General features: G+C 34.6%; 9 protein-coding genes and 1 pseudogene. 7 read left to right on the forward strand and 3 right to left on the reverse strand.

The genetic code is table 11. The features are described from left to right. Positions 1 to 683 precede the first annotated feature (683 nt). Positions 684 to 1,742, reverse strand: a complete 1,059-nt coding sequence (mutY, locus tag ACFIK0_RS01325; RefSeq protein ID WP_375663370.1) for an A/G-specific adenine glycosylase — start codon at positions 1,740 to 1,742, stop codon at positions 684 to 686. 202 nt (positions 1,743 to 1,944) lie between these two features. On the opposite strand from mutY, the gene ACFIK0_RS01330 reads away from it, so the two are divergent. From ACFIK0_RS01330 to ACFIK0_RS01345, 4 genes are all read left to right on the forward strand, one after another. Continuing rightward, positions 1,945 to 2,445 carry a DUF721 domain-containing protein gene (locus ACFIK0_RS01330; protein ID WP_273791561.1) on the forward strand — a complete coding sequence of 167 codons (501 nt, stop codon included), beginning with the start codon at positions 1,945 to 1,947 and terminating at the stop codon, positions 2,443 to 2,445. A gap of 82 nt (positions 2,446 to 2,527) precedes the next feature. Then, positions 2,528 to 3,187, forward strand: coding sequence for a DsbA family protein (locus tag ACFIK0_RS01335; protein ID WP_273791562.1), 660 nt, complete (start codon positions 2,528 to 2,530; stop codon positions 3,185 to 3,187). A gap of 177 nt (positions 3,188 to 3,364) precedes the next feature. Further along, a complete protein-coding gene (gene ppdK, locus ACFIK0_RS01340; protein WP_375631392.1) occupies positions 3,365 to 6,031 on the forward strand; it encodes a pyruvate, phosphate dikinase in 2,667 nt (888 codons plus the stop codon). Positions 6,032 to 6,726: 695 nt separating this feature from the next. Next, positions 6,727 to 6,927, forward strand: coding sequence for a hypothetical protein (locus tag ACFIK0_RS01345; protein ID WP_375663371.1), 201 nt, complete (start codon positions 6,727 to 6,729; stop codon positions 6,925 to 6,927). Positions 6,928 to 7,775: 848 nt separating this feature from the next. Here ACFIK0_RS01345 and ACFIK0_RS01350 read toward each other — a convergent pair. Next, on the reverse strand, positions 7,776 to 8,609 hold the full coding sequence (locus ACFIK0_RS01350; protein ID WP_375663372.1) for a peptidoglycan-binding domain-containing protein: 834 nt from the start codon (positions 8,607 to 8,609) through the stop codon (positions 7,776 to 7,778). Between the two features lie 1,021 nt (positions 8,610 to 9,630). Between ACFIK0_RS01350 and ACFIK0_RS01355 the strand changes: the two are divergent. Next, positions 9,631 to 10,006, forward strand: a pseudogene (locus ACFIK0_RS01355) (DUF5330 domain-containing protein). Positions 10,007 to 10,114: 108 nt separating this feature from the next. Beyond that, on the forward strand, positions 10,115 to 10,525 hold the full coding sequence (locus tag ACFIK0_RS01360) for a SufE family protein (protein WP_375637421.1): 411 nt from the start codon (positions 10,115 to 10,117) through the stop codon (positions 10,523 to 10,525). Positions 10,526 to 10,623: 98 nt separating this feature from the next. On the opposite strand, the gene ACFIK0_RS01365 is transcribed toward ACFIK0_RS01360, so the two are convergent. Continuing rightward, positions 10,624 to 11,061: a MucR family transcriptional regulator gene (locus ACFIK0_RS01365; protein ID WP_012754848.1), complete on the reverse strand. Its 438-nt coding sequence runs from the start codon at positions 11,059 to 11,061 to the stop codon at positions 10,624 to 10,626. A gap of 854 nt (positions 11,062 to 11,915) precedes the next feature. Between ACFIK0_RS01365 and ACFIK0_RS01370 the strand changes: the two genes are divergently transcribed. Beyond that, the gene (locus ACFIK0_RS01370) at positions 11,916 to 14,009 is read left to right on the forward strand and encodes a S9 family peptidase (protein WP_375663373.1); all 2,094 of its coding nucleotides are present in this window, start codon (positions 11,916 to 11,918) and stop codon (positions 14,007 to 14,009) included. The last annotated feature ends 14 nt before the right edge of the window (positions 14,010 to 14,023 follow it).

Below are 14,023 nucleotides of genomic sequence, written 5' to 3' on the forward strand. Positions count from 1 at the left end.
ATGCCTTTCTTAGATGTTTTTTATTGACACACTAATCTCGCTTGTAAGCGGCAAGCGAGTATTTTTATGCTTCTTGTAGAAGAAATTAAAATGAGAAATTTTCACTCTATGTTCTAGTTTTAGTTCCAAGACAGTAAAATTTCAATATAAGCTTATAAAAATGAAATATCAGAATTAAAAGGTTCATTCAGAAGTTCCAAATTAAGTGCTTTTTTGAATACGTACATCTGTAAAGTGCGTAAAATGTATTTATTTATAAAGATAATTTAACGCAACTCATATTGAATTGCCCTCGGAATATCGTCAAGTTTTTTCATTTCAAACTTGTTCCATATTGAATCGATGAAAATTACTTGCTTGCATGTCATAAACGGGGTTGGCGTGTGAATAAAAATTGTTAACGAAAGAACTAAAAATACCTCTTATGAACCGTTTCACGTACCAAGGGATGTTGAGGGGGCTGGTAAATATAACGATGGAGCCGACTTACTCCTTCATAAGCGAAAAAAGGATAGAACCTGAAATTTAAATTTAAGATTTCTAAGCTTTTCTATTCCTCCTTAATTCTTATCTGTAGAAAAAATTGGTTATTTCATTTTTTTAATTTTTCTTTTGCAGATTAATAAATAATTGCTAGAGATACAAAAGTCTCTGTTAGAAAACATTTTTATGAATAGGGAAGGTTATTTAAATCTGAAAGAATTGGGAAGTGCTACGGAAATGGCTTTTTTCATAACAGTAGGTAATGCTTCTTCGGTAAGATGTTGAATGTTACACCACCAACCATTTTCACAATTCATTTCATGAACATCTTCGGTATAGTAAACATCGAGTTTTAGAGAAAAGTGAGTAAAAACATGTGTAATTTGTCCCTTGAATTGCCAATTGGCAGTAAAGGGTGCGTTTTGGAGCCCATTTTCGTTGTTTATGCCAATATTGTTAGGAATTTGGGTCATTCCACCAAGGAGCTTTTGTGTCTGTCGTTTTTCCAAATAAATTTGTCTCTTTTTATTAAGGACCACAAAAGCAATACCTGTTTTTGAAGGGCGTTCTTTTTTAGGGGCTTTAACTGGAAAAGACTCCGGTTGTTGCATCTTTTCTGCTTTGCATAAACATTGAAGAGGGCAGGTATAACAAGATGGTTTGCGTGGAGTACAAATTGTTGCTCCCAAATCCATCATTGCTTGAGCAAAGTCACCAGGACGATTTAAAGCAGTAATTTTTTGTGTTTTTTCTTTAATTTCAACTTTTGCTTTTTGCAATATTGAAGTGATAGCAAAAAGTCGCGCTACCACACGTTCGACATTACCATCAACCACTGCTACAGGGTGGTTAAAAGCAATCGCAGCAATGGCTGCGGCAGTATAATCTCCAATACCGGCTAGAGTTCGCAATTCTTTTACAGATTGTGGAAATTGTCCCGCGTAGTTTTCAACAAGCTGTCGCGCACATTTTTTAAGATTACGTGCGCGTGAATAATAACCAAGTCCAGCCCATGCTTTCATGATATCATCTTGTGAGGCTTTTGCTAAAGAGGAAAGATCAGGCCATAGTTTTAGAAATTTTTTAAAATAAGGCTTAACTGTTTCAACGGTTGTTTGTTGAAGCATGATTTCAGAAAGCCAAACTTGATAAGGATCAGGACGGATACCTTGTTTTTGCTTTTCAGGGGTAATCCGCCATGGAAGATGTCTGTGATTTTGATCGTACCAAGCAAGGAGGTGCGAAGAAATTTCATACATGATTGCTTTCAAGCATAGGGAGATATAAAATGCAAAAGAAAAAATTATTTATTTTGTAATTCATGTTTTTTGCTCTTTATTGTCAAGGCTCTGGTGAGAAAAGGCTTTTTATTTTGTTGATATTTCATAAATTGAGGAGGCAACAATTTTTAGATGAAACAAATGATTTTAATTTAGTAAGCGGTTGAACAATGATCTAAAAATGAGAAAACAACTTAAAAAACGTATCTTTTATTCTCTTTCTGAGACGGTATACAAAATACTTGATCCAGTTTTACGCAAACGGACAGGGCTTAATGTAGCGCTTATAGAACATTGGCCACAGATTGCGGGCTATGATATCAGTGAACATACAATGCCGCTTAAAATTATTTGGAAACGTCGTGCAGATCAAGATGAAGTTTTTCAGCCAGCAACACTTGTTGTCGCATGTGAAGGATTTGCTGCGTTAAAATTGATGCATGAAACAGAGGAATTACTTCATAGAATTAACGGATTTTTTGGCTATATTGCTATTGATCGCATCAAGATTGAGCAAAGGAGTATGTCGGTTTTTATGAATCACTTGCCTCTAAAACCGCCTTTGAGTGAACAAGACAAAAAATGCGTGGAAAAAATGCTTGAAGGAATTGAAGATAAAAGCTTGCACCAAGCACTTTATAAACTTGGCTGTTGCATTTTCTTGGAAAAAAATAATAAATAGGAAGATATTTTATATATTTTTCTTTAATATATGAGAAAGCATTGGATTCCTATTCGTTAATAACAACAGAAAAGTATTATTTATGGTAAAATATCGTTCTTTTTTATCTTTCGGGATAATTTTTCTCTTCATAACGATTGTACAAAACAGTGTAACAGTTGCTTTAGCGCGTGATCCCAAACCAGTGGCAACAACTGTTGATATGGCAGAGCTTCTCCAATCGGGTAAAGTAAAGGATCGCTTTGAGGGAGAGGCGGATGCACCAGTCGTCATTGTTGAGTATGCTTCGTTGACATGTACCCATTGTGCGCATTTTTATAATGATATACTTCCCCAAATTCGTAAAAAATATATCAAAACAGGAAAAGTAAAACTTATTTTCCGAGAATATGCTTTTGATCCTCGGGCAACAGCAGGTTTTATGTTGGCACGGTGTGCACCAGAAGATCGCTATTTTCCTTTGATAGAAGTTTTATTTCAAAAACAAAATGAATGGGCTTTCGGAAAAAATGCTCTAACACCATTGAAAAAAATTGGCTTAATGGCTGGTTTTACAGATGAAAGTTTTACTGCTTGTTTGAAAAATCAGTCCATTTTAGATGAAGTAAATGCATCTTTTGAACGCGGTAAAGAGCTTGGTGTCACAGCAACACCTACTTTCTTTATTAATGGTAGTAAATATGAAGGTGCCATGAAAGTAGAAGAATTTTTTTCGGTGATTGATAGTTTTCTTAAAAACTGAATCTTAATCTTCCAGAAGATGGATAGTGATACTTTTGGCCATTATCTCCTTTGGAAGGATTAATATTATGCATTTATGAAGCGATATTGTTTTTGAGCCAATTTTGAATCAAATCATTGCTTTTAAGTGAGCCTCGGTTGAATGATGTTTTGATGCTGATATGGGAGGATTTGTACAGTGAAAAAATGGGTTTATAGTTTTGGAGATGGAAAGGCAGAAGGAAGTGCAAGTGAGCGTAACCTTCTCGGAGGTAAAGGGGCTAATTTGGCAGAAATGAGTAATCTTGGTTTGCCCGTACCGCCAGGATTTACGCTGACAACAGAAGTTTGTAATTTTTATTACGCCCATGACAAATCATATCCAGAAGAGCTACAGGAATCTGTTAAGCAAGCACTAAGACGTGTTGGTGAACAAACAGGACGTGAATTTGGGAGTGAGCAAAAGCCACTTTTGCTTTCTGTTCGTTCAGGGGCTAGGGCTTCTATGCCAGGGATGATGGATACAGTGCTTAACCTTGGCATGAATGATGAGACTGTAAAAGCCATTGCTTTACAAGCCAATAATGAACGTTTTGCTTATGATAGTTATCGGCGTTTTATCCAAATGTATTCTAACGTTGTTTTGGGGCTAGACCATTCGTATTTTGAAGAGATTCTTGATGAAGCAAAGGCATGCAATGGTTACACTATTGATACAGAAATGACAGCAGATGATTGGAAGAATGTTATTATTTCTTATAAAGCCTATGTTGAAGAAAAATTAGGAACCCCTTTTCCACAAGATCCTGAACAACAGTTATGGGGGGCAATTGGAGCCGTTTTTTCAAGTTGGATGACGGCACGCGCAGTTACTTATCGCCGTTTACATAGCATTCCTGAAAGTTGGGGAACGGCAGTTAATGTGCAAGCTATGGTTTTTGGTAACATGGGAGAAGATTCGGCAACAGGTGTTGCTTTTACACGCAATCCATCGACAGGGAAAAAAGAACTTTATGGTGAATTTTTAGTTAATGCGCAAGGGGAAGATGTTGTGGCGGGCATTCGAACGCCTCAAAATATTACAGAAAGTGCGCGTATTGTTGCTGGTTCAAATAGACCGTCGTTAGAAAAAATTATGCCTGAGGCTTTTTTGAAATTATGTCAGATTGCGCAGAAGCTTGAGCAGCATTATCGGGATATGCAAGATCTCGAATTTACCATTGAAAAAGGTAAATTATGGATGCTTCAGACTCGTTCAGGAAAACGCACGGCTCGTGCGGCTCTCAAGATGGCAATTGAAATGGTTGAGGAGGGGTTAATAAACCGTGAAGAGGCTGTGATGCGTATTGATGCAAAGTCGCTGGACCAACTTTTGCATCCAACACTTGATCCTAAAGCAGAACGTTTTGTTATAGGACGTGGTTTACCTGCTTCTCCTGGAGCCGCAACTGGTGAAATTGTTTTTACTTCAGAAGAGGCAGAAACTGTGTCGGCGGAAGGTCGCAAAGTTATTTTGGTCCGTGTAGAAACAAGCCCAGAAGATATTCATGGTATGCATGCTGCAGAAGGAATTTTAACAACGCGTGGCGGTATGACAAGTCACGCTGCTGTTGTTGCGCGGGGGATGGGAAAACCATGTATTTCTGGTGCTGGCAGTGTGCGGATTGATTATAACACAAATACGTTGTTTGCCTCAGGAGAAAGCTTAAAAAAAGGTGATGTTATCACAATTGATGGTGGAAGTGGAGAAATTTTCAAAGGGAAAGTTGCAATGTTGCAGCCTCAGCTTTGCGGAGACTTTGCAAAATTAATGGAATGGGCTGATGGGATGCGACGTATAAGAGTTCGCGCTAATGCTGATACACCATCTGATGCCCGTATGGGGCGATCTTTTGGGGCTGAAGGTATAGGTCTTTGCCGTACGGAGCACATGTTTTTTTCTGATGAACGTATCGTTGCTATGCGTGAAATGATTTTAAGTCATGATGAAAGTGGTCGTCGTAAAGCACTAGATAAGCTTTTGCCAATGCAGCGTTCAGATTTTAGTGAATTATTTGAAATTATGTGTGGTTTACCTGTTACTATCCGCTTGCTAGATCCACCATTACATGAATTTTTGCCTAAAACGAAAGCAGAAATTCTTGATGTTGCAACAGCTATGGGGGTTTCTGCTGAAGTGCTTGCTGAACGCGCTCAGCAGTTGCACGAATTTAATCCTATGCTTGGATTACGAGGATGCCGTTTAGCTATTACTTATCCTGAAATTGCAGAAATGCAAGCGCGGGCGATTTTTGAAGCAGCAGCAGAAGCTGCCCAAAAATCTGGATCTCCTGTTATGCTTGAAATTATGGTGCCACTGGTTGCGCTTAAATCTGAACTCGATTTTGTAAAAGCGCGTATTGATCAGGTTGCTGAAGAAGTGATGAAAGAAAAGGGAAGCACTATTCAATATATGGTTGGGACGATGATTGAACTTCCAAGGGCGGCACTTCGAGCAGATGAAATTGCTGAAACTGCTGAATTTTTTTCATTTGGAACAAACGATTTGACACAAACTACTTTTGGGATTTCCCGTGATGATGCTGCTCCTTTTTTAGCAACCTATTTTCAAAAAGGTCTTTTAGAGCAAGATCCTTTCGTGTCTATTGACCGTGATGGAGTAGGGGAACTTATTACCATTGCTGCACAGCGTGGACGTTCAAAGCGTGCAAAAATAAAATTGGGAATTTGCGGTGAACATGGAGGCGATCCTGCTTCTATTACTTTATGCGAAGAAAATAACTTAGATTATGTTTCGTGTTCTCCTTTTCGAGTACCAATTGCTCGTTTAGCAGCAGCTCAGGCCGCAATAGCAAAAAGGATGTAATGGGTTAATATTTTTTGTTGTATCGTTATTACTGAAATAAATTTTTATATATTCTTTTATTTTCTTTAATAAAGGGAATAAAAATGCTTCTAAAATGCACGATAAGTTATGTTACGCGAGAAAGTGCTTTTTTTAGAAGTTTATAAGAAAAAATATAAAGCAGAATAGACAAAGATGTATTATTAATACACTTTCTATTGAAGAACCTCTTGATAGAGAGAAACGTGTTATTGTGCAGTCAATTTACGCGTTTGCTTTTTTATGGGGGAATGAGCTCCTCACGCAAAATAGAATGCTCCAAACAAATGTATTTTTTTGCACATCATGCTGTTTGAGATAGACATCTTTCAGTGGATGTCCATTTCACATTGACATTCGTGGAATGGGGATTATGTAAACTCCCCGTAAGTTTATAAACTCCACTATACGCTACCATCTTTACCTTTATGAAGGAATATCAAAGTTATACAATATGTTGATTTATAATGATATTTTTTTATTTTTTATATTGAACAAAAGCTGTAAATATCATAAGATCTTCTCATTTCAACTTCTTTTATAATGAATCAATCAAAACCATGTTTTTTGCATGTTATAGGCGGGATGAGCGTCTGTGGATAAAAAATAAAGCAAGGATATGCCTCTTATGAATCGTCTCAAGTGTCAAGAGCTGTCACAAATTGAAGGTAGGTACAGTGTGTAATGGTGCTGGCTTGCTTTTTCACAAGTGTAAAAATGATAGCGCGCGCGCAGTAGGGGCTGCTATTATTCACGGGCGTTGTTGTGAAATGATCTTGGGTGCTTTAAGAGATGTTTTTTTAAGAAAGCCCGTGAATGGCAATCCAAGTGTATTTCGTTTGGGACATTTTGTTTTGCGTGAGGGGGGGGGGGAGTGAGTTCAAAAAGACATGTGATAAATAAAAGCATGAGGCAATAGGTAATCTCCATTATTTTAAAGATATTGCTTTAGATGTCTTTGAAAGGCGTAAAGCTGAATTAAAAGGAAATGGCAAAGATGAAAACTGGTTTTTACCTTAAAATTTCATATTCTTCCCAAATTAGGCTGTCTCCCTGTTTTAAGAGATTATACAAACAGAGATGCGCAATATTCTTGCCCCCATTTGGCATACAAAAGCTATAACAGCTGAGAAAAGTACTAAACTGTCTTAACATTTGTTTCAAATATACTGCTGCGTTAAATTTAGATGTTGATTTATAGGCAATATTAAACACACACGCTATTTTAGGAAAACAATGTCATAAAACACATAATTTTCCAGCAATAGATTGGAGAGAAGTGCTGTTTTTTTCAGATACTTTGCAAAACAACAACCATAACACAACTAGCTTTACGTCTACTTATCCTTACAGGTGTTTGCATAAATTCTTTGCATCATATTTATAAAGATCAAATTGACGATAATATATGGACAATTCGTGGTTCGATAATATGAAAGGTTTACGTGATACTACAAAAATTTTGTGTCCTTTTATCATCAGAAGCAATAAAAATGCTAGAACAAGCGCGTTTTCTATTTTGCAATATTTCTTTTTTCTGCAATCGGTTGTGGTTTTCTTGCAGCAAATTATACGGCTCAATATGTAATGTGTAAGAAAACCATTCTGATTGATTGAATATAAGAGGGCTTGAGATGAAGGAATGTTTGAGGGGAGCATTAAACAAACGAAAGATGAATTATCATTATAAATTAAGAGATTATTTTTATAATGTAGATGATTAGCTTCAATTAAATAAACCAATTTCACGCATTTTCATTAAAATTGTGTGATTAATTTTACCTGTTACAGGAAGATCAAATATTTTTTGAAACTGTTTTAAAGCTTCTATCGTCTTTTGATCTTCTATTCCTGTGACAATAACCTCTTCATTCCCAAAAATATGTAAAGCTTTTTGCACTTGTATAATATCTTCAACAGAAGGCTCTAAAATAGCTTCTTTTAAGTGTGTCATATTTTTTGTATTGTTTGTTTCTATTTCGCTTTGCTTAATTAATATCGCGATTTCATCTGTTGCGGGATTAGATAGAACATTCTTTTGCATTCTCTGAGCAGTTTGCTGTTTCCATAAAGTGATGGCTCGGCGTGTTTTAGGTCCTTCCAATCCATCTAAGGGTCCATCATAAAGGCCTAATTTTGCTAGTTCTTTTTGCTTTTCCAGCATGCTTACTGATTGAGAGGATAAAGATGAATTTGTGTGGTTATGATTTTGAGAATGTACAGAAGTTACACGGGAGAGTTCTTGTGATTTTTCTTCTTTTTCCGATAAAGTAGAGCTCTTACCTATACTTTGAACAGAGGAAAATTTCATTTGAGTTAAAATATTTTGATGCGTTGTCATTTGCGAAAATAAAGCATTAAATGAAATAAATAAAAAACTAATGCTAAAAAGAAGAGATCCAACAAAAAATAAAGTATTTTTTCGCGTATAGAAATAAAGAGTTTTTGCACTCCAAAAAATAAAATGAAAAATTATAAGAAGAAGTGTTATAACAATACTACTATAGTATTTACGGTGTTTTACAGTTTTTTTTCGGTATGTCTTTCGTTTTGTTGCCATTACTTTTATTTTCAGTTGCGTTTATTTTTTACAAAGAAACAAATATAAATTAGGAAACGAATATGAATCAGTTCTTACTTCCAGCCAGAGAGAAGTGCATTGACATTATTGATTTTTCCTTTCAAACTCCTAAAATGAGCAGCTTCATTATATCAATTTATAAGTTGATAAATCAACAAGAGTTCTTGGCAACTTTTATTCATTTCATTTTGACAAGTCTTTAATGTGTATAAAGAGAGCACCAAATGATTAGCATTCAAGATCATTTTGGTGTTTGCAAACTGCATTATCACATATAATTATCTAAACAATAATGCCACGTTATTCTTCATTTTGGGGCATATGTTTGCCTATTATTTAAAATAAAATTGAAAATATTTGCCTATAACACTAAACAGATGACAATCATTATCTATTCTTTATAATTTACATATAGATGGTTACTTATCCATAAACGGTTTGGTAAAATATAATTATATTTTAGTGTAAATAACTTCGTATCAATTAAATTGATTTACAATATTATAGAAAAACTGGTCTTGAGATCTTTAGATGGAGTTGTAAGAGATGCATCTATTGTTTAATATTTTGATCGACATGTTGATCATGTTTATGATGTGCTAGTAAAAATTTTATAGATAATATAGATATTTTATCGACACTAGAGTCAGAATAACAGAATTTTACTCTTTTTAGCTTTTTCAACTAAGCTAAGATGTGAGCTATTATCTAAAATAAGTATGTACACGACATAATTATATCTCTCATTTTTTACCATAGTATGTTCATTAACATGATCAGCCTGTAAGTGTATAATTTTGATGTTAATTTTTTACTGAATAGACAATGTATCCTATTTTATACGGCGGAATTGTGCCATATTTATAAAAAAGCCAATGATATAGACCCAATACATGAATACTCAATTTTATAAAAAGCACATTTTATAAATTGTTTATAAAGCAACAGTATATAAAATGCTTCTTTTATTGTATTTACCACTGCGCTACATTGATTATCCATGATACGTTTTTTAATCAAATTATTATTATTATTATTTTTTATTTTTGTCATTATTTCATTTTTTGTAGCAGATCCAAGCAGTAATCATTCTTCTAGCCCCAAAAATAATGAGACAACAACGAGCGATGTGATTATTGCTTTTAAGGAAGCCTTAAATGATTTAGGCGCATTTTGTGACCGTAATATAAAAACCTGTAAAGTAGGAAAATCTTTTTTAAGTTCACTTGGCGAACGCGCATATTACGGTGCAAGAGCTGCTTATGAATATTTAGGGAACATATTAGGGAACAAAAATAATATCAGAGACTTCCCCTAATGTTTCTTACAAAATAGAAATACAAGAGTTCTTACAAAACCATGAAATGTTATCTTGAAATAAGGATTTTTAACGTTCTTCGTGTTATTTATGTTAGGAAGAATAAATATTTATTTTTTATAAGTGTATTCAAGAATGATTATTCAAACGAAACAGGACTAAAATAATGGCGGAAAAAATCGGTACTATTATAGAGAACTTTTCGCTTTTGGATAATTGGGAAGATCGTTATCGTTATGTCATCGAGCTTGGCTATGAATTGCCACCTTTTCCGGAAAGCGCTCGAAATGATGCTCACAAAGTTCCTGGTTGTGTTAGCCAAGTGTGGCTTTTATCTTCACGTAATAACTCAGAAGATCCAATATTGACGTTTCAAGGTGATTCCGATGCTCATATTGTGCGTGGACTCATTTATATACTTCTTGCTTTTTATTCAGGCAAAAAAGCTTCTGAAATTCGCAATTCTGATGCTCAAGAGCTCTTTGAAAAACTTGGTTTAAATGAAAATCTTACACCACAACGATCAAATGGTTTGAAATCAATGATTAAACGGATTCGTAACGAAAGCTATATGTAATCCCCTTGATAGAAATTGCTATATATACAAAAGCTTCACACAACACATGTATACTAAAATCAACTTTATACACGAAACCATTTTTTCGCAAAATAAGATTATTTAGTTTTTTTCCGTTTGCTTTTGCGTCCAAGACCCATTTCTTTGGCCAAAGCCGATCGTGTTTTTGCATAATTAGGCGCCACCATAGGATAAGAACTATCTAACTGCCATTTTTCACGATATTCCTCTGGCAACATTCCATAATGTGTCATGAGATGACGCTTTAGAGATTTAAACTTCTTTCCATCTTCAAGGCAAATGAGATAATCAGGAAATACTGAACGTTTTGGATTAACGGCAGGCCTTTGTTTTTCAACTTCGACTTCTGTTAACTCTAGATTCCCTGCTTTACGAAAAGCAGCATGGACATCAGCAATTAAACTTGGCACTTCAGTCGGTCGAATAGAATTATTACTCACGTAGGCAGCAACAATATCAGCAACCAATGTAATAACTAAATTGCTTTCAGTCTCTAAGACTGCACGATGTTCCATTCTTGTTTCCTTTAATTTAAAATTGAGTAATTCAAAATCGAGATATAGTGCATATACTCATGATATAAAGATCTCATGCACATGAGTTTCATATTGTACAAAAATCTTTTTTGTCAATTCAATTATTCTATAAAATTGCCAAAACACAAAAAAATCAAATAAATACCCATTTTTTGTCATAATATACAATAAGAAAAACGAAATTATTACATGCTAAAATATATTTTTAGCCTATAACATATCATACATAATATATAATACATCACAAATATAAAAAGATATAGGATGAAATTTATTTATTTTTTTGAGAACGTAAAAATAAAATTACTAATTATAAAAATATAATATATAAATTATTATTTTATGTTTTGAATACTTATAATTTAGTAAGTTTATTTTTAATAAATTTCAAATTTATTTTTATTATTTATATTTATTAAATTTAATAATAAAAAACAATATATATTACAAACATGACACAATAGCATTGTTTATAATATAAAACTATTCATTAAAACGACATAGAATATTTTTATTTTTTATAAAGTAATAATAATATTTCTGATATATTTATTCATTTCTATAAAATTATGCGATTATACTGTTTCAAAAAAAATCAATTCTTTTTCTCATAGTTTAATTGTTTTACCAGTCACTTTCATTATAAAAGTGGTATTATATCCCTAGAAAACAATAGCTGTGATATGTAATGAACAGAAAGGTATTAGTTTTAAAAATTATCATGGCACTATTTTTGCAAGTGAATAGAACTTATAGATTTGTACACTTGCATCAATAATTGTGATTCTAACATATAAATGAAGCTGTTAACATATTTTAATATAGGATTGTGTATGACTCGCACTTTTGCAATTCCTCCCAAAGCATCTAGAATCACTCATAAGGAAATATATCATGGTATTTTTCGTGATGATCCCTATCATTGGCTACGTGCGTCTAACTGGCAAGATGTTTTTAAAAATCCTAACTGTCTTGATCTCAATATTCGACATTATCTTGAAAAAGAAAATGCTTATCAATCAGCTCAAATGGCTGATACAAAACCACTACGAGATTTGCTTTTTACCGAAATGAAAAACAGGATCCAAGAGAATGATAGTTCTGTTCCTATAAAACATGGTCCTTTTGCTTACGGATTCTCTTATGTTACCGGAGGCCAACAACCACATTATTTTCGGACACCAAGGAATGGCGGAGAAAAAAACGTGTACCTTAATGGTGACGTCTTGGCAGAAGGCAAAGAATATTTCAAATTTGGTTCAGTTCAAGAATCTCCTGACCATACACATGTGGTATGGACCTATGATGACAAAGGATCAGAATTCTATACAGCTAAAATTCGTAATTTTGAGACATTGTCTGACTGTATGGACACAATTACTGATACATCTGGTCAAATTGTATGGGATGCTAGATCTGAAGGTTTTTTCTATACTAAGATGGATAAAAACCACCGACCTTCAGAGCTCTATTATCACCAATTAAACACAGATCAATCACAAGATAAGCTTATTTTTCGTGAAGACAATCCAGGTTTTTTCTTAGATGTAAGCGGTTCTAAGCTTAATGATGTTATTTATATTAATATTCATGATCATGAAACATCCGAGATCTGGTTAATTCCTGCTGAGGCGCCTTTTACTATTCCCCAATGTGTACGGAAACGACAAAAAGGTATTGAATATTCACTTACAGAAGGTGGTGATGTCTTTTATATTCTGACCAATTTAGATAATGCAAAAGATTTCAAAATTATGGTAGCGCCATATACATCTCCACAATCAGAAAATTGGTCTGAGTTTGTCCCACATCAGCTTGGGTGCCTAATATTATCCCATGATGCTTATCAAGATTTTCTTGTCTGGATCGAACGTTTTGAGGGGCTTCCACGTATAAAAGTAATGGAACGTACCACTAAACAAGTTAATTCCATTGCTTTTACTGAAGAGGCTTATTCTTTAGGTCTGCAAGGAGTTGCAGAATATAACAGTCCAACTATTCGTTTTTCCTATTCGTCTATGACAACACCTGATCAAGTGTTTGATTATGAGATGAAAAGTTGTAAACGGATGCTTTTAAAAACGCAAATAATTCCCTCTGGGCATAATAAAGATGCATATATAACACGACGTATTACAGCAATAGCAGACGATGGTGAGAAGATTCCTATTTCACTTTTTTATCACAAAAATACTCCCCTTGATGGTGGTGCGCCTTGTCTGCTTTACGGTTATGGTGCTTATGGGATCTCTATACCTGCCAGTTTCAATAGTAATGTACTTTCTCTAGTAAACAGAGGTTTTATTTACGCTATTGCTCATATTCGCGGAGGAAAAGAAAAGGGAGTAGAATGGTATGAGAAAGGAAAACATCTCTTTAAGCACAATACATTTACAGATTTTATTGCTTGTGGGCGTTACCTTGTAAACAATAAATTCACTTCTCACGACCGGCTGATTGCTCATGGTGGTTCAGCAGGGGGGATGTTGATGGGAGCCATTGCCAATATAGCTCCACAGGATTTTGCTGGGATCGTAGCAAATGTGCCTTTTGTTGATGTCTTAGCGACAATGTTAGATGCTTCATTGCCACTCACACCTCCAGAATGGGCCGAATGGGGGAATCCTCTTGAATCAGAAGAAGATTATAAGCTTATTGCTTCCTATTCCCCTTACGATAATGTCAAAGCTCAAAACTATCCCCCTATACTTGTGATGGCAGGATTAACAGATCCTCGTGTAACTTACTGGGAGCCTGCAAAATGGGTGGCAAAATTACGAGACCTAAAAACAGACGATAATGCAATTTTATTACGTATTAATATGGATTCAGGGCACGCTGGTGCAGCTGGACGTTTTTCAAAGCTAGAAGAAGTTGCCTATATCTATGCATATATTCTAAAGATAGCAGGAAAAGACTTTTGCTAATCCATAATACCTCT

The organism is Bartonella sp. CL63NXGY (genome assembly GCF_042194905.1).
Lineage (GTDB): Bacteria > Pseudomonadota > Alphaproteobacteria > Rhizobiales > Rhizobiaceae > Bartonella.